This is a genomic window from Streptomyces sp. NPDC029138 (assembly GCF_055564375.1).
Genome location: NZ_JBVHWM010000066.1, coordinates 41906 through 59067 on the forward strand (window position 1 = coordinate 41906; position 17162 = coordinate 59067).

The window sequence follows — 17162 nt, forward strand, 5'->3', positions numbered from 1 at the left end:
CCTCTAGGCCGTCCGCAGGAACCGGTCCAGGACCCGGACCCCGAAGTGCAGCGCCTCCACGGGCACCCGCTCGTCCACGCCGTGGAACAGCGCCTGGTAGTCGAGGTCCACGGGCAGTTTCAGCGGGGCGAAGCCGTAGCCGGTGATGCCGAGCCGGGAGAACTGCTTGGCGTCCGTGCCGCCCGACATGCAGTACGGCACCACTTGCCCGCCGGGTGCGAACTCCTCGACGGCGGCCCGCATCCTGGCGAACACCGGCGCGTCCACCGGTGCCTGGAGGGCCACTTCGCGATGGGCGAACTCCCACTGGACGTCCGGTCCCGTCAGCTCGTCCAGCGTGGCGGTGAACTCCTCCTCGGCACCAGCCAGATAGCGCCCGTCCACATGGGCGACCGCCTCGCCGGGAATGACGTTGAGCTTGTAACCCGCGTTCAGCATGGTCGGGTTGGCGCTGTTGCGGACGGTCGACTCGACCAGCTTGGCGACCGGGCCGAGCTTCTCCAGCAGCCGGTCCACGTCGGTGAAGTCGGCGTCGATGCCGTACAGCGCGGCGAGTTCGGTGAGGGCGGCCCGTACGGTGGGCGTGAGCCGGAGCGGCCACTCGTGCTCGCCGATGCGGGTGACGGCGGCGGCGAGCCGGGTCACCGCGTTCTCGTCGTTCACCTTGGAACCGTGCCCGGCCCGGCCGCGCGCGGTGAGCTTCAGCCAGCCGGTGCCCCGCTCCCCCGCGGCGATCGGGTAGATCTCCCGCCCGGCCCCGTCGTGGAAGGTGAAGGCGCCCGACTCGCTGATGCCCTCGGTGCAGCCCTCGAAGAGTTCGGGATGCCGGTCGGCGAGGAACCCGGAGCCGTCCTCCGCGCTGGCCTCCTCGTCGGCGGTGAACGCGAGGACCAGGTCGCGTCGGGGCCGTACGCCCTGCCGGGCCCAGGACCGCACCACGGCGAGGATCATCGCGTCCATGTTCTTCATGTCGACGGCGCCCCGCCCCCACACCACGCCGTCCCGGACCTCGCCGGAGAACGGGTGCACGGTCCAGTCGGCGGCCTCGGCCGGCACCACGTCGAGATGGCCGTGCACCAGCAGAGCGTCGGCGGACGGGTCGGTGCCCTCGATCCGGGCCACCACGTTGGTGCGGCCCGGGGTGCGCTCCAGCAGCAGCGGGTCCAGGCCCGCCCCGGCCAGTCGTTCGGCCGCGTACTCGGCGGCGGGCCGCTCCCGGCAGTCCCCGCCGCCCCGGTTGGTGGTGTCGATGCGGATCAGGCCGGAGGTGAACTCCACGACCTCGGCCAGGGCCAGTTCGTCGGCCTGCTGGTCAGCCATACTGCTCCTCCACGGCGGCAGAGACGATCGTGGTGACCGCCTTGAACGTCCTGATCCCCTCGTACATGGTGGCGCTGGTGTAGGCCACCTTCCGCTCCCCGGTACGCGCCACGCCGGGCACGACGGTCGCGGCCATCGCGAGATGCTCGGCGTCGAACTCGACGGCGACCGTGAACGGCCCGGCCTCCGCCGGTGCGTGACGAACCGCCAGCCGCGCGGCCTCCTTGGCCGCCGCGCGGATGTCGGCGGCGGTCCGGGTCGGGGTCCGGCACACGGCCGCGTACCGCGACACATGGTCCTTGACGGCGACCTTCAGTGCCTCGGGCGCGTAGCCGAGGGCGTCCTCGCAGGCCACGTCGTCACCGGTGACGAGGACGACCGGTACCCCGTACTCGGCGACGACGCGCGCGTTGAGCAGACCCTCGCTGGCGCGGACGTCGTTCAGCCACACCCCGGTGATCTGGTTGGCCAGGTAGGTGTGGGCGAGGACGCCCTCCATGCCGGCGCCCGCGTGGTAGCCGACGAACGCGATGCCGTCGACGTCACCGTGCTGGACGCCCTCCACCATGGACAGCGCCTTGTGCCGGCCGGTGAGCATCTCGACCCGCTCGTCGAGCCGCTCCAGGAGGAGGTTGCGCATGGTCCAGTGGGCCTCGTTGACGAGCACCTGGTCGGCGCCGCCGTCGAAGAAGCCCTCCACGGCGGCGTTCACGTCCGAGGTGAACATCGACCGGCACCGCTCCCACTGCGGCGTCCCCGGCAGCACGTCGGCGGGCCAGGTGACGCCCGTGGCACCCTCCATGTCGGCACTGATGAGGATCTTCATGCTGCGTCACGTTACGCGTCGAGCGGCGGACAGGCTACGACCTCGCCCGAGGAAGCGGCCTCGGGTCCGGTCAGGCCCTGGCGAGGACGAACCAGCGGGCCGGCAGGTCGATGCGGGTGCCGTCCGCGAGGTGCTCGGTCTGCGGCAGTGTCGTCTCGCCGTCGGCCAGGACGGTGAGACCGGCCTTGACAAGCAGCCGTGGGATCTCCTCGTCGGGGGCGTCGGCGGGCTTGAGGCCGTGGTGGAAGACGCGCTGGAGCTTGGGCCCCGGGCCGCCCGGCTCGGACGCCGCCCGCTGGAGGACGTCGCGGGAGCCGGAGGTCAGTTCGACCACGAAGGCGCGGCCTTCCGTGCCGATGAGTTCGGCGACGGCGGCGGCCACGGCGGGGCGCGCGGCCGGTTCGCTCTGGTGGATGACGGCCCGCATGTAGACATGGCTGTCGCCGAGCCGCTGGTGCAGGGCGCGGACGGCGTCGGTGTCGGTGAGGTCGAGCTGCTGGAACTCGACGGGGTCGCCGTTCGCGGCGCGGCGGGCGTGCTCGACGGCGGCGTGCGAGAGGTCGACGCCGACGGCGTGGCCGAAGCGGGTGGCCAGATAGCGGGTCTGGGTGCCGTTGCCGCAGCCGAGGTCGACGATCGTCCGGCCGGTGTCGGCGTGGGGCAGGAGCAGGTCGCTGTGCGGTGCGGCGCTCAGGGAGGGGTCGGCGTCCCAGATCGCCTCGCCCCGGGCGTCGGAGGTCTCGCGCCAGTAACTCTCCCACGCGTTGCGGTAGTTCTCCGAGACGTTCATACGATCTCCCCACGGGTCGGTTCCGTGATCGGAATATCGCGGGAAGCGGGAGTGGGGCAAGGGGCGGGCGGCCACCTTCACGAGATGTACGGGCCCCGGTCGCTCCGGGCGACGCGCGGGCCCGCGTCAGTGGCCGGTGGTGACGGCCTGCTCGAACCAGACGGTCTTGCGGTGCCCGGTGGCGCTGGCGCCCCACTCCCGGGCCAGTCGGCTGACCACGCGCAGCCCGCGACCGGACTCGTCGTGGGGGCCGGCGCTCAGCATGGCGGGCAGGGCGGGCTCGTCGTCGGTGACCTCGAACAGCAGCGCGTCCGTGCGGACCACCCGCAGCCCGATCCGGTCGCTCTCCGCGTGCCGGACGGCGTTGGTGACGACCTCGCTGACCAGCAGTTCGGCCGTCTCCACGGCCTGCGGCAGGCCCCAGTCCAGGAGCTGCTCGCGGACCAGGCGGCGGGCCCGGGCCACCTCGCGCGGGTCGGCGTCGAGCCGCCACTCGGCGACGTGCTCGTCGGGGATGCCGTTGAGGCGGGCCATGAGCAGGGCGACGTCGTCCTTGCGTCCGCCGCGCGTGTTCAGGGCGCGGATGATGGTGTCGCAGGCGTCGTCCATGGAGGCCGCGGGGTGGGCGGCGGACTCGCAGAGCGCGGCGAGGCCCTCGCCGATGTCGGAGCCCCGCACCTCGACCAGGCCGTCGGTGCACAGCACCAGCCGGTCGCCGGGCGCGACCTTGACCCGTGTGACCTCGAAGGGGACGCCGCCGACGCCGATCGGGGCTCCGGTGGGCAGCTCGAGGAGTTCGCTCCTGCCGTCCTCGGCGCGGACCAGCACGGGCGGGATGTGACCGGCGTTGGCCAGGGTCAGCTCACCGCGGATCGGGTCGTACACGGCGTACAGGCAGGTGGCGAGGTAGGTGTCGCCGAGCCTGCGGGCCAGGTCGTCCAGGTTGCGCAGCAGTTGGGCGGGCGGGGTCTCCATCGCGGCCATGGTCTGGACGGCGGTGCGCAACTGGCCCATCATCGCGGCCGAGTTCAGGCCGTGGCCCATGACGTCGCCGACCACCAGCGCGGTGCGGGAGCCGGGCAGTTTGATGGTGTCGAACCAGTCGCCGCCGATCCGGCCGAGCCGGGTGCCGGGCAGATAGCGGGTGGCGATGTCGCAACCGGCCATCCTCGGGGTGACCTGCGGCAGCATGCTGTCCTGGAGGGTGTCGGCGACGTTCTCCTGGTAGGTGTACATGCGGGCGTTGTCGAGCACGAGGCCCGCGCGGGCGGCGAGTTCGGCGCCGGTGGTGCGGTCCATGTCGTCGAACTGCGGTCGGTCGGGGCGGCGCATCAGCACCATGAAGCCGAGGACGACGTTGCGCGCCTTCAGCGGCACGATCAGCAGGGACCGGCCGCCGATGAGGGGCCGCAGGTCGCGCTTCTCGAACTCGCCGGAGATGCGCTCGGACAGCTCCTCGGTGACCCTCGGGACGAGCACCGGCTCGCCGGTCACCATGCACTGGTAGAACGGGGTGTGCTCGGGGAAGGCGAAGGCCTCGCCGACGGGCACGGTGTCGTCCCAGCGGCCCGGTTCGTCGTTGTGCTCCACCCAGACGCGGAACATCACGGTGCTGGCGTCCGGCGGGCCGTCCGGGAAGCCCTCGCCGGCCAGCACCGCGGCCCGCAGATGGGTGCCGGCGAAGTCCGCGAACCGGGGCACGGCGGCGCTGGTGACCTCGCGGATCGTCTCGCCGAGGTCCAGGGAGGAGCCGATGCCGGAGCTGACCTCGTTGAGGAACTCCAGCCGCTCGCGGACGGCTGCGTACTCCAGGTCCTGTTCGGCGCCGGACGGGACCACGGAAGCGACCCGCTGCTGCGGTACGACGGCTTCGGCGCGGGCGCGTCCGGGGCGGCGGGGCACGCCCCAGTACGGAGTCACGGGCACCCGGTCGGACTGGCTGAACTCCAGGACCGGGTAGCCGAGTTCGAGGACCTGGGCGACGATGCGGGCGCTGAGCCCCGGGCCCATGTTGGGCAGGATCTCGGGCAGCCGCCGTTCGAGTTCCTCGGAGGCGGGGAGTTCGGTGTGGCGGGCGAAGCCGGGCGCGACGCGTTCGACGGTCTCGTCGTCGTAGCCGCGTTCGTCGCGCAGCCGGGTGGCGTCGGCGGCGAGCACGAGCAGCCGGGCGGGGTCCGGGCCGACCAGCGGGTAGGCCCACCACAGCACGTCGAGCCGCTCGCCGTCGGGCGTCTGCGGGGGCGGGCAGAGGCGGGCGCGGCCGGCCGTGGCGTAGCCGGTGTGCCCGCCGAGCGAGGTCTCCAGGTCGGGGCCGGGTCCGTCGTACGTCTCGTACGCGTCCGGCATCACCCCGTCCTGAAGGTCCTCCGGCAGGGCGCCGGAGACGGGCAGCAGGTCGGCCGCGGGCTGTCCGACGGCGTCCTCGCGGCTCAGGCCGAACAGGCGCCGCGCGCCGGTGCTCCAGTGGGACACCAGCCCGGTCCGGTCGACGACGACCACGGCCAACGGGATCCGGCCCGCGGCGGTGTCGCCGATGCCGCGCCCGGGAGCTGTGTCCCGCTCGCTGCCACGGTCCATGGCCCAGGCCCCCTCTCCCCACGGCTGTCCGCAAACGATCTGTGCCGCCCGCCACTACGGTACGGCGACGGCCGGTCGCGATGTGTGGCAATCCTGGAATTGGTTTCACCGGATCGCGCCGGCGCGCGAGCGCGCGCCCCGCTCAGTCCTCGTGGCCGAGTTGAAGATCCCGTTCCGTCCGGCCACCCCCCGCGACCTGCAACACCGTGGCGACCGGCGGGTAACCTGCGGCGATGACGGTGTACTCGCCGGAGGAGAGATCGACGAACCGGAACGTTCCGTCGGGTCCGGTGGTGAGGGTGTCGACGACGTTCCCGGCGGCGTCGAGCAGGGTCACGCGCGCGTCCTCCACGGGCCGTCCGCCGCTCGCCCGGACGGTGCCCCTCAGCACGGCGCCGCCCGCGAGTTCGACGTCCTGCCGGGTCTCCCGGGAGGCCTGCACGGTGACCGGGAGCGCGGCGGGCCGGAAGGCGGGGGCGCTGGCGGCGAGGGTGTACTCGCCGGCGACCAGCTCGGTGATGACGTAGCCGCCCTCGCGCCCGCTGCGGGTGCTCGCGACGACCTCGCCGTGCACGTTGGTGAGGGTGACGGTGGCGTCCCGGACGGGGCTGCCGTCGGCGGTGAGCACGCTGCCCGCGAGGCGTCCGGCGCCGCCGAGGACGACGTCGAGTTCGACGGGGCGTTCGCCGACGGTGACGGAGACGGCCTGCGGCTGGTGCCCGCCGGCGGCGGCGATCAGCACGTACGCCCCGGAGCCGGGCGTGCTGAGCGCGTACCGCCCGTCGTCGCCGCTGGCACCCCGCCCGATCTGCTGTCCGGCGACGTCGATGAGGGTGAGGGCCGCGCGGGGCACGACGGTGCCGTCGGGGTGCTGCACGGTGCCGCAGACGGGGACCCCGGCGGCGTAGGGCGCCCGGGCACCGGGGATCGAGGCGGTCACGGTCTGCGGCTCCGTTTCGGCGGTGTGGTGGGACACCAGTGGTTTCTCCTTGAGGAAGAAGGCGATGACCAGGCCGAGCGCGAGCACCGGGACCAGATAGAGGAAGATCCGGGGCATCGCGTCGGCATAGGCGCGGATGTAGGCGTCGCGCAGGGCCGGGGGCAGCGCGTGGACGAGCTGCGGGGTGATCGAGTCGGCGGCGGGCAGTCCGGTGCCCGCGCGCGGGGGCAGCTCCTTGTGCAGCGAGGAGGTGAGCCGGTCGGCGAAGAGGGTGCCGAAGACGGCGGCGCCGACGCTGCCGCCGATCTGCCGGAAGTAGTTGTTGGCGCTGGTGGCGCTGCCGAGGTCGGCGGGGCGGACGGAGTTCTGCACGGCGAGGACGAGGACGGGCATGACCAGGCCGATCCCGGCGCCGAGGACGGCCATCCAGACGCTGTAGTGCAGCCGGGGTGTGTCGGTCTCCAGCCGGGACAGCAGCCACATGCCGACGGCGGCGACGGCGCTGCCGAGCACGGGGTAGATCTTGTAGCGGCCGGTGTGGCTGATGAGCTGTCCGCCGATGACGGAGGCGCCGACGATCCCGGCCATCATGGGCAGCATCAGGAGCCCGGACTCGGTGGCGCTGGCGCCGTCGACCATCTGGAGGAAGGTGGGCAGATAGCTGGCGGCGCCGAACAGGGCGACGCCGATCACCAGGCCGACCAGGCCGCTGAGGGTGAACACGGAGTCGCGGAACAGCCGCAGCGGCATGAGGGGTTCGGCGGCGAAGCGCTCGGCGACGAGGAAGAGGACGGTCGCGACGAGGGCGCCGGCGCCGAGGCCGAGGATCTGCCGGGAGCCCCAGGCGTACTCGGTGCCGCCCCAGCTGGTGAGGAGGACCAGGCAGGTGGAGGCGGCGGCGAGCAGGAGGGCGCCGAGGACGTCGAGCCGGGCGCGGGTGCGGGTCTTGGGGAGTTCGAGGACGACGGCGACGACGGCCAGGGTGACCAGGCCGAAGGGGACGTTGACGTAGAAGCACCAGCGCCAGGAGAGGTGGTCGGTGAAGTAGCCGCCGAGCAGCGGTCCGGCCACGGAGGCGAGGCCGAAGACGGCGCCGATCAGGCCCATGTACCGGCCGCGTTCCCGGGGCGGCACGATGTCGGCGATGATCGCCTGCACACCGATCATGAGCCCGCCGGCGCCGACGCCCTGGACCGCGCGGAAGGCGATCAGCTGGTCCATGGTCCCGGCCCGGCCGGCGAGGGCGGAGCCGAGGACGAAGACGGCGATGGCGAACTGGAAGACGCCCTTGCGGCCGAGCAGGTCGCCGAGTTTGCCGTAGATCGGCAGGCCGATGGTGGAGGTGAGCAGGTAGGAGGTGATCGCCCAGGACATCTTGTCCAGGCCGTGCAGTTCGCCGACGATCTTCGGCAGGGCGGTGGCGACGATCATCTGGTCGAGGGCGGCCAGCAGCAGCGCAAGCATCAGCCCGAAGAACACCAACCGGACCCGGCGGGGGCTCGGTCCGACGGCCTGGGCGGGTGCCGGGACGGGGAGGTCAGGTGGCGCGGCGACCGTTTCCGTCCGCTCCAGAGTGATCCCGCTCACGTAGCGCTCCCCTCGTCACACCTGCCACACAATTGCCGCGCGATGCGACAACTCCGAGCAAGTGCGACGAGTTACGGCGCCGACCCGGTCGAGATGTGATTCCACTCGAACCGGTGAAGGGGCCAACGCCCCTCGGGTCCCTGGGACTTACTTCTCGACCTCGGCGGCGAGCCTGGCGAGCAGGGCGTCGTAGATCCGGCCGAGGCCCTTGGGCGCGAAGGTCTTCTCGAAGAAGCCGCCGATGCCGCCGGCGCCCTGCCAGGTGGTGGTGACGACCACGCGCGACCTCCCCTCACCGGCGGGGGTGACACGCCAGGTGGTGACCATGGAGGAGTTGCGGTCCTTCTCGACCAGCTCGCCGTCGGTGGGCTCGCTGACCTCCAGCAGGCAGTCGCGCACCCGCTTGCTGGTGGCCTGGAGCTTCCAGTGGACGAGGGTGCCCTCGCCGTCGCCGCCCTCGCGCAGCTCGTACTCGCTGAACTGCTCGGGCAGCAGCTTCTGCCGCGTGCCGCGGTAGTCGGCGAGGGCGTCGAACACCTTCTCCGCGTCCGCCGCGACGACCCGCTCCGTAGTGGCCTCGACCTGCGCCATTGCGTTCCTCCACGACCTGGTTCCTCGGGGTTGGGGCAAGCCAACCACTCCGGCGCCCGGCCGCCCAAATCGAGGTTCGCACGATCATGGGAACAAGTGTTCTATTGTGTGGGCAGTGCGAGCGAGGAGGCGTCATGCGCTGGGACAACCTCACAGACGAGAGCGAACACGGCCGGGCCGCCGACGCCGCCCTGTTCGGCGCGGACGCCGTGACCACCCGGACGTTCGACACGCCCGAGTTCCGAGGGATCACCTTCCACGAGGTCCGGGCGCGCTCGGTGCTGAACCGGGTGCCGGGCGCCTCGCGCATGCCGTTCGAGTGGACCGTCAACCCCTACCGGGGCTGCACGCACGCGTGCGTCTACTGTTTCGCCCGCAAGACGCACAGCTACCTGGACCTGGACACCGGCATCGGCTTCGACACCCAGATCGTGGTCAAGGTGAACGCCCCCGAGGTGCTGCGCCGCCAGCTGGGCTCGCGCCGCTGGCAGGGCGACCACGTGGCCATGGGCACCAACGTCGACTGCTACCAGCGCGCCGAGGGCCGCTACCGGCTGATGCCGGGCATCATCTCCGCCCTCACCGATCACGCGAACCCGTTCTCGATCCTCACCAAGGGCACCCTGATCCTGCGCGACCTGGATCTGCTGGTGCGGGCGGCGGAGGTGACGGACGTGGGCGTCTCGGTCTCCGTCGGCTTCCTGGACACCGAGCTGTGGAGCACGGTGGAGCCGGGCACGCCCGCGCCCGAGCGCCGGCTGGACGTCGTCCGCTCCTTCGGGGAGCACGGGATCGGCTGCGGGGTGCTGATGGCGCCGGTGATCCCGTTCCTGAGCGACCACCCGGCCCAACTGCGGGCCACGGTACGGGCCATCGCGGCGGCCGGGGCCACCTCCGTCACCCCCCTGGCGCTGCATCTGCGCCCCGGCGCCCGGGAGTGGTTCATGGCCTGGCTCGGGGAGCACCACCCGCACCTGGTGCCGCGGTACGAGCGGCTGTACGCGGAGGGCGCCTACGCGCCCAAGTGGTACCAGCGCCGGATCACCCGTCAGGTGCACGAGCTGGCGCAGGAGTACGGCATCGGGCCCGCGCGCGCGGGGCTGGCCCGCCGCGTCCGCCCGGCCGAGCCGGCACCGGACCCCACCGGGCCCGAGCCGGTCCAGCTCAGCCTCATGTGAGCACGCCCGGGGGCGTTGGAGGGCATCCCACGGCCCAATCGGGTCAAGTATCGCCGCAACGGGTTCTTCAGGGCCCCGGCTCCGGGACGATCCGGCGAGAACCGTGAGCCTCGCGGTTCGCCGAAGACCTCCGTCCCGGGAGGACCCGTATGAGAACACGCGCAGCCGTGCTGTGCGCAGCCGCGGCCGCCACCGTGCTGGCGGGCTCGGTCACCGCCGTACCCGCGCAGGCCGCCCGGCCGGCGCAGCTCAACTGGAAGAAGTGCGGCATCACCGACTTCCCCAGGCTCCAGTGCGCGTCCCTGAAGGTGCCGCTGAACCACGCCGACCCGTCGGGCCGGCAGATCACCATCGCGCTGTCCCGCGTCCCGCACACCGCGCGGGCCTCCCAGGGCCCGCTGCTGGTCAACCCCGGCGGCCCCGGCGGCAGCGGCCTGGCGCTCGCGGGGTTCGTCGCCTCGTCGCTGCCGAAGAGCGTGGCGGCCCGGTACGACGTCATCGGCTTCGACCCGCGGGGGGTCGGCCGCAGCGAGCCCGCCCTGAACTGCGTGCCCGGCCACTTCAGGCCGGTGCGCCCCGACTCCGTGCCGGCCACGCCCGCGCTGGAGCGCGCGGGCCTCGCCCGTGCCAGGTCCTTCGCCGCGGCCTGCGGCCGGAAGTACGGCGACCTCCTGCCGTACCTGGACACCGTGAGCACGGCCCGGGACCTGGAATCCGTCCGCCGGGCCCTCGGCGCCCGGAAGATCAGCTACTTCGGCTACTCCTACGGCACCTACCTGGGCGCGGTCTACGCGAAGCTGTATCCCCGGCGGGTGCACCGCCTGGTGCTGGACTCGATCGTCGACCCGACGGGGGTCTGGTACGAGGACAACCTCGGCCAGGACTACGCCTTCAACGACCGCCACCGGGCGCTGATGGCCTGGATCGCCAAGTACGACGCCAGGTACCGGCTGGGCAAGGACCCCGCGAAGATCGAGGCCCGCTGGTACGCGATGCGGGCGGCCCTGGCGAAGAAGCCCGCCGGGGGCCGGGTCGGCGCCGCCGAACTGGAGGACACCTTCGTTCCGGGCGCCTACTACGACGGCTACTGGCCCTACCTCGCCGAGGCGTTCGCGGCCTGGGTCCACCGCGGGAACACCGGGCCGCTGGTGGAGGCGTACCAGAACTTCGGGGCCGTGGACGCCGCCGGAGACAACGGCTACAGCGTCTACGCGGCGGTGCAGTGCCGGGACGCGTCCTGGCCGAGCGGCTGGAACCGGTGGCGCGCGGACGCCTGGGACGTGTACGCGAAGGCGCCCGTGATGGCCTGGAGCAACGCCTGGTACAACGCGCCCTGCGCGTTCTGGCCGACGGCCCCGCGGCGGCCGGTGGACATCGCCAACGGCACGCTGCCGCCGGCGCTGCTCTTCCAGGCGACGGACGACGCGGCGACCCCCTACTCCGGCGGTGCCACGGCCCACCGGCTGCTGGCCCGCTCCAGCCTGGTGGTCGAGGAGGGCGGCGGCAACCACGGTGTCACGCTCAGCGGCAACACGTGCCTGGACAAGCATCTGGCCGCGTATCTGGGCGACGGCAGGGTGCCGCGCGGCCGGGGGGCGGTGGACGCGGTCTGCCCGAAGTCACCCGGCCCGAAGCCGCTGAAGGCGAAGTCGGCGTCGCCGACGCCCCGTGGCTCGACCCTGCACGAGCTGCTGGGCTTCCGGCGGTAGGAGACGGATCAGGCGCCGGGCAGTTCGGGGCGGCCGGTCGGAGGCCGGGCCTTCGCCGGTGACCCACGCGCCGCGCAGAGCAACGCCTCCGGCGCGTCAGGGGCGTTGTCAGTGGGGTGGTCCATCATGGGGGCATGAGCGAACCGTCCCGGGCCGGTCGTGGACCGACCCGTATCCCCGCCCCGGCCGGGGTGTTCCCCGCCGCCCAGTACACCCATGTGGTGACCGCGACCGGCCGTCTCGTCGCGGTCTCCGGCCAGCTTCCCCTCGACAAGGACGGCGAGTTGGTCGGGGCGGGCGATCCGGCGGCCCAGGCCCGGCAGGTGTTCGCGAACCTGCGGCGCTGCCTGGCCGCGGCGGGGGCCGGTTTCGGGGACGTGGTGAAGCTGACGTACTTCGTCACGGACATGGCCCACATGCCGGCGATCCGCGCGGCCCGCGCCGCCCACATACCCGACGACCGCCTGCCCGCGTCCTCGGCGGTGCGGGTGGCAGGGCTGGTGTCGCCGGAGTTCCTGCTGGAGGTCGAGGCCCTCGCGGTGGTGGCCGCGTGAGTCCCCTGACGATCCGGGAGATGACCCTCGCCGACTGCGACCGCGTCTCCGAGATACGGATCCGCGGCTGGCAGCACGCCTACCGGGGACTCATGCCCCAGCCGTACCTCGACGGGCTCAGCGTCGGCGCGGACGCCGAGCGGCGGAGGACCTGGTTCACGCGGGGCGACGGCTCCGTGGTGAACCTGGTCGCCGAACGGGACGGCAGGGTGGTCGGATGGGCGGCGCACGGACCGTACCGGGACGGCGGGACGCGCACCGGCGACGCCGAGCTGTACGCGATCTACGTCGACCCGGACCGGCTCGGCGGCGGCATCGGACAGGCACTGCTCGCCGCGTCGGTCGCGCGGTGCCCGGCGTACCCGCGCATGCTCCTGTGGGTCCTCAGGGAGAACGCGCCCGCCCGCCGCTTCTACGAGCGCGCCGGGTTCCGCCCCGACGGGGCCGAGGAGCCCTTCGAGGTGGACGGCGTGCCGGTGCCCGAGGTGCGGTACGTGAAACCGCTGGGCGGCTGACCGGGCGTCAGCTCGGCTGCTGCTCCGGAATCCGCGCCAGCGCGTGCACCGCGGCCTCGGCCAGCGCGGGGTGCGCGAGGGCCTCGGTGAGGACCCGCCGGGCACGGGCGTCGCCGAGCGCGCCCAGCCCCTCCACGCAGGCAAGGGCCACCCGCCGGTAGGGATCGTGCGGGCGCAGCCGCCGCTCCAGCGTGGTGATCAGCGCGGGCACGGACTCCGGGGCGCGCAGCGCGACCAGGAGCCGTACCGGGTGCAGGGCGTAGGCGACGCGGAGTTCGTTGGTGGCGAGGGCGGCGGCGGCCCGGGCCGTGCGCGGGTCGCCGAGCCGGGCGAGGGCGTGCGCGGCGGAGGCGCAGCGCGGCGGGTCACGGTGGTTGAGCAGCAGCACCAGGGACTCGAAGGCGCGCCGGTCGCCGGCCCGGCCGAGGCGGAACGCGGCCAGCTCCCTGGCCCACAACGGCTGTCCGGGCGCGGTGAGCACCTCCGCCAGTTCGTCGTGGTCCCCGGTGGCCAGCAGGTGCTCGAACGCCGCCGAGCCGCCCGACTCATGCCGTAAGCGCTCCGTGAGCGATCGCAACTCTTCGTCCACGAGGTCCAGCGTAGGCGGGTCGCGGCGGCCGAGGGAGGTACATCACAAAGTCGGTTTCCCGTCGGGGACTGGCGCGCTCGTTACCCGCCGGTTAAGCTCATACGAGCGAGTAACCCTCTCGCATTTCCGCTGGCGACGGTTTGGTGACGCGGCCGTCGCGAGCGAGCAGGTCGGTTCGGTACGCCGTGTGTACCGCAGTACGACCCGGCTTCGGGACAGAGCCGGTCGGAAGTTCCGCCGCTCCCGGGCGTGTGCACGCCCGTGGGACCGGCGCCCCCGGGCGTGTGCGCTCGCAGCCCGGCAACACCCGCACTCTCCTCGCACCGTGGTGCGCCCTCGGCGCACCCGGCGCGCTCCTCGTCGTCACCCTCATTCCTGGAGTCCCGCGATGGCCACTCCCCTGTCCGACTCAGCTCTGTCCCCGCTGTCCCCGCTCAAGACGATCGCCGTGGTCGGCCTCGGCACCATGGGCACCGGCATCGCCGAGGTCCTCGCGAAGGCCGGCCGCGACGTGATCGGCATCGACATCAGCGAGGCGCGCACCGCGCGGGCGCTCGCCACCCTGGAGGCCGCCACCGCCCGCGCCGTGGGGCGCGGCCGGCTCACCGAGGAGGAGCGCACCCGGGCGCTGGCCCGGGTCCGCACCGCCACGGACCTCACCGCGGCGGCCGACGCCGACCTCGTCATCGAGGTGGCCCCGGAGTCGTACGAGATCAAGCAGCAGATCTTCCGCGAACTGGACGGCATCGTCCGCCCGGATACGATCCTGGCGACCGGCACCAACGCGCTGTCCGTGACCCGGCTGGCGGCCGACTCGGCCCGCCCCGAGCGCGTGCTCGGCCTGCACTTCTTCAACCCGGCCCCCGCGATGCGGCTGGTGGAGGTCGTCTCCTCGGTGCTGACCGCGCCGCAGGCCGTGGCCGCCGTCACCGACCTCGCGATCGAGCTGGGCAAGGAGCCGGTCGCGGTCGGCGACCGCCCCGGCTTCGTCGCGGACGGGCTGCTCTTCGGCTACCTCAACCAGGCCGCCGCGATGTACGAGGCCAAGTACGCCTCCCGGGAGGACATCGACGCCGCCATGCGGCTCGGCTGCGGCCTGCCCATGGGCCCGCTCGCCCTGCTGGACCTGATCGGCATCGACACCGCGCGGACGGTCCTGGAGGCCATGTACGCCGAGTCCCGGGACCGGCTGCACGCCCCCGCCCCGATCCTCAAGCAGCTCAGCGAGGCGGGCCTGACCGGGCGCAAGTCCGGGCGTGGCTTCTACACCTACGAGGCGCCGGGCAGCGGGACGGTCGTGCCGGACGCGCTGACCCCGGCGGCCGGCGGTGCGCCCACCGCGGGCCGGGAGGTCCGCTCGGTCGGCGTGGCCGGCTCCGGCACCATGGCCTCCGGCATCGCCGAGGTGTTCGCCAAGGCCGGCTACGAGGTCGTCCTCGCCGCCCGCAGCGAGGAGAAGGCGCAGACGGCCAAGGCCCGTATCGGCAAGTCGCTTTCGCGCTCTGTCGACAAGGGCCGGCTGACCGCCGAGGCCGCCGCGCGGATCCTGGAGCGGATCACCCCGGCGGGCTCCTACGACGCCTTCACCGACGTCGACCTGGCCGTCGAGGCGATCGCCGAGGACCTGGAGATCAAGCGGCAGCTGTTCGCCACGCTGGACAAGGTCTGCAAGCCGGGTGCGGTCCTGGCCACCACGACCTCCTCGCTGCCCGTCGTCGCCTGCGCCCGCGCCACCTCGCGCCCGCAGGACGTGATCGGCATGCACTTCTTCAACCCTGCGCCGGCGATGAAGCTGGTCGAGGTCGTGCGGACCGTCCTGACCGCCGACGACGTCCACGCGACCGTGCGCGAGGTCTGCGGCCGGATCAAGAAGCACGCCGTGGACTGCGGCGACCGGGCCGGTTTCATCGTGAACGCGCTGCTGTTCCCGTACCTCAACAACGCGATCAAGATGGTGCAGGAGCACTACGCGTCCCTCGACGACATCGACGCGGCGATGAAGCTGGGCGGCGGCTACCCGATGGGCCCCTTCGAGCTGCTGGACGTGGTCGGGCTGGACGTCTCGCTGGCCATCGAGAAGGTGCTGCACCGCGAGTTCCGCGACCCCGGTCTCGCCCCGGCGCCGCTGCTGGAGCACCTGGTGGCCGCGGGCTGCCTCGGCCGCAAGACCGGCCGCGGCTTCCGCGAGTATGCCCGCCGCTGACGGCGTCGGCGACTGGTTCCGGACGGAGCAGGACTGGGGCGGACTGCTCGACCCGGGTGGCTCTCCCCCGCCCACCCGGCCCGAAGGTCCCCCGCCCTCCGGGGGCGGGGGACACCCCGGACCTGCGCATCGAGCTGCGCACATGCAGTACGTTCGGGTCATGTCCCAGCCCGCCAAGTCCTCACGTACACCAGCTACGCCCGACGCGCCGGAAAGTGCCGCAGGCAGTCGCGCCGCCGCCCAGCGGCTCAAGATGCGCCGAGAACTGGCGGCAGCAGCCATGGAGCTGTTCGCGACCAAGGGGTACGAGGCCACCACCGTCGACGAGATCGCCGCCGCCGCCGGGGTCGCCCGGCGGACCTTCTTCCGCCACTTCCGCTCCAAGGAAGAGGCGATCTTCCCGGACCACGACGACACGCTGATCCGCGCGGAGGCGGTGCTCAACGCCGCGCCCGCTCACGAGCATCCGCTCGACACCGTGTGCCGTGGCATCAAGGAGGTCATGAAGATGTACGCGGCGCGGCCGGAGATCTCGGTCGCCCGCTACAAGCTCACGCGCGAGGTGCCCACGCTGCGCGAGGCCGAGATCGCCTCCGTGGCCCGCTACGAACGCCTGTTCACGCGCTATCTGCTGGGCCACTTCGACGAGCACGCGCACGCCGACGACGCCAACGACGATCCGCTGCTGGCCGAGGTCGCCGCCTCCGCCGTGGTCACCGCCCACAACCACGTCCTCAGGCGCTGGCTCCGGGCGGGCGGCCAGGGGGACGTGGAGGCCCAGCTCGACCACGCGTTCGCGATCGTGCGCAAGACGTTCGGCACCGGCATCGGGGCCGGCCGTGGCGCCGCCGCCCAGCCGGCCACCCCGACCGCCCCCGCGACTGCGTCCGCGCACGGCGAGGTGCTGGTGACGGTAGCCCGGACCGACGCCCCGCTGGACGAGGTCATGCGGACGATCGAGCAGGCTCTCAAGGAGCGCTGACCCGCTCTCTGCCGCTGTGACGACGGCCACCCGAACGGGTGGCCGTTTTGGCATGTCAGGGGCCGTTTTCTGCGAGATTTCAGAGCCCGTTCGATCGATCATCGCTCATTTGTTACGTAAAGATTTCATTTGAGAGCGCGTTCTGGCACTCAGTGCCTTGCCACCTGACACGCGGTGTCATACGTTGAAGGGGTCCGGGCGGCCGGCGAGCAGAGACCGTTCGCTCGCCGGCTGTCCCAGCAAGCCCATTGGCCTGCGCGCCCGGACGCCTGCGTCACAGGCAACCTCCCGCGCCACAAAGCGCTGCCGAAGCACCACCGAGCCGAACCGACGGCACACCCTCACCATCCTCAGCAGCACTGACAGCACCGACGAACCCTTAGGCGCCCCTCCCTCAGGGCGCTCACCCGCCGGAGGCAACACCGTGACCGTGAAGGACATCCTGGACGCGATCCAGTCGAAGGACGCCACGTCCGCCGACTTCGCCGCCCTGCCGCTGCCCGAGTCGTACCGCGCGATCACCGTCCACAAGGACGAGACGGAGATGTTCGCGGGCCTGGAGACCCGCGACAAGGACCCGCGCAAGTCGATCCACCTGGACGAGGTCCCCGTGCCCGAGCTGGGCCCGGGCGAGGCCCTGGTGGCCGTCATGGCCTCCTCGGTGAACTACAACTCGGTGTGGACCTCGATCTTCGAGCCGCTGTCCACGTTCGGGTTCCTGGAGCGCTACGGCCGCACCAACGAGCTGGCCAAGCGCCATGACCTGCCGTACCACATCATCGGCTCCGACCTCGCGGGCGT

The 17162-nt window shown here is 72.6% G+C and carries 13 protein-coding genes and 1 pseudogene; 7 read left to right on the forward strand and 7 right to left on the reverse strand.

The annotated features are described in order from the left end of the window. Positions 1 to 3: 3 nt before the first annotated feature. From ACZ4WH_RS35365 to ACZ4WH_RS35390, 6 genes are all read right to left on the reverse strand, one after another. Positions 4 to 1320: a M20/M25/M40 family metallo-hydrolase gene (locus ACZ4WH_RS35365; RefSeq protein WP_468188559.1), complete on the reverse strand. Its 1317-nt coding sequence runs from the start codon at positions 1318 to 1320 to the stop codon at positions 4 to 6. Beyond that, positions 1313 to 2146 carry a M55 family metallopeptidase gene (locus ACZ4WH_RS35370; RefSeq protein WP_468188561.1) on the reverse strand — a complete coding sequence of 278 codons (834 nt, stop codon included), beginning with the start codon at positions 2144 to 2146 and terminating at the stop codon, positions 1313 to 1315. Before ACZ4WH_RS35370 ends, ACZ4WH_RS35365 begins: the two co-directional genes overlap by 8 nt. A 70-nt stretch (positions 2147 to 2216) precedes the next feature. Then, the gene (locus ACZ4WH_RS35375) at positions 2217 to 2936 is read right to left on the reverse strand and encodes a class I SAM-dependent methyltransferase (protein ID WP_468188563.1); all 720 of its coding nucleotides are present in this window, start codon (positions 2934 to 2936) and stop codon (positions 2217 to 2219) included. 126 nt (positions 2937 to 3062) lie between these two features. Beyond that, the gene (locus ACZ4WH_RS35380) at positions 3063 to 5513 is read right to left on the reverse strand and encodes an ATP-binding SpoIIE family protein phosphatase (RefSeq protein WP_468188565.1); all 2451 of its coding nucleotides are present in this window, start codon (positions 5511 to 5513) and stop codon (positions 3063 to 3065) included. Between the two features lie 142 nt (positions 5514 to 5655). Next, positions 5656 to 8040 (reverse strand): MFS transporter, encoded by a 2385-nt coding sequence (locus ACZ4WH_RS35385; RefSeq protein WP_468188567.1) that lies wholly within the window; start codon positions 8038 to 8040, stop codon positions 5656 to 5658. Positions 8041 to 8187: 147 nt separating this feature from the next. After that, the gene (locus tag ACZ4WH_RS35390; RefSeq protein WP_468188569.1) at positions 8188 to 8631 is read right to left on the reverse strand and encodes an SRPBCC family protein; all 444 of its coding nucleotides are present in this window, start codon (positions 8629 to 8631) and stop codon (positions 8188 to 8190) included. A 134-nt stretch (positions 8632 to 8765) separates the two neighbouring features. On the opposite strand from ACZ4WH_RS35390, the gene ACZ4WH_RS35395 reads away from it, so the two are divergent. From ACZ4WH_RS35395 to ACZ4WH_RS35410, 4 genes are all read left to right on the forward strand, one after another. Beyond that, complete coding sequence (locus ACZ4WH_RS35395) at positions 8766 to 9809, forward strand: Rv2578c family radical SAM protein (protein ID WP_468188571.1); 1044 nt, start codon at positions 8766 to 8768, stop codon at positions 9807 to 9809. A gap of 149 nt (positions 9810 to 9958) precedes the next feature. Beyond that, positions 9959 to 11518 (forward strand): alpha/beta hydrolase, encoded by a 1560-nt coding sequence (locus ACZ4WH_RS35400; protein WP_468188573.1) that lies wholly within the window; start codon positions 9959 to 9961, stop codon positions 11516 to 11518. Positions 11519 to 11652: 134 nt separating this feature from the next. Continuing rightward, the gene (locus ACZ4WH_RS35405; RefSeq protein WP_468188575.1) at positions 11653 to 12072 is read left to right on the forward strand and encodes a RidA family protein; all 420 of its coding nucleotides are present in this window, start codon (positions 11653 to 11655) and stop codon (positions 12070 to 12072) included. Positions 12073 to 12092: 20 nt separating this feature from the next. Further along, a complete protein-coding gene (locus ACZ4WH_RS35410) occupies positions 12093 to 12587 on the forward strand; it encodes a GNAT family N-acetyltransferase (protein ID WP_468188584.1) in 495 nt (164 codons plus the stop codon). Between the two features lie 7 nt (positions 12588 to 12594). Here the strand turns inward: ACZ4WH_RS35410 and ACZ4WH_RS35415 are convergent, their stop codons facing one another. Beyond that, complete coding sequence (locus ACZ4WH_RS35415; RefSeq protein ID WP_468188577.1) at positions 12595 to 13176, reverse strand: adenylosuccinate lyase; 582 nt, start codon at positions 13174 to 13176, stop codon at positions 12595 to 12597. Positions 13177 to 13564: 388 nt separating this feature from the next. On the opposite strand from ACZ4WH_RS35415, the gene ACZ4WH_RS35420 reads away from it, so the two are divergent. The 3 genes and pseudogenes from ACZ4WH_RS35420 to ACZ4WH_RS35430 all read left to right on the forward strand — a co-directional run. Continuing rightward, positions 13565 to 15379, forward strand: a complete 1815-nt coding sequence (locus tag ACZ4WH_RS35420; RefSeq protein WP_468188579.1) for a 3-hydroxyacyl-CoA dehydrogenase family protein — start codon at positions 13565 to 13567, stop codon at positions 15377 to 15379. 160 nt (positions 15380 to 15539) lie between these two features. Continuing rightward, positions 15540 to 16361 (forward strand): TetR family transcriptional regulator, encoded by an 822-nt coding sequence (locus tag ACZ4WH_RS35425; protein ID WP_468188581.1) that lies wholly within the window; start codon positions 15540 to 15542, stop codon positions 16359 to 16361. 430 nt (positions 16362 to 16791) lie between these two features. After that, a pseudogene (locus ACZ4WH_RS35430) lies at positions 16792 to 17162 on the forward strand (crotonyl-CoA carboxylase/reductase); the annotation flags it as partial.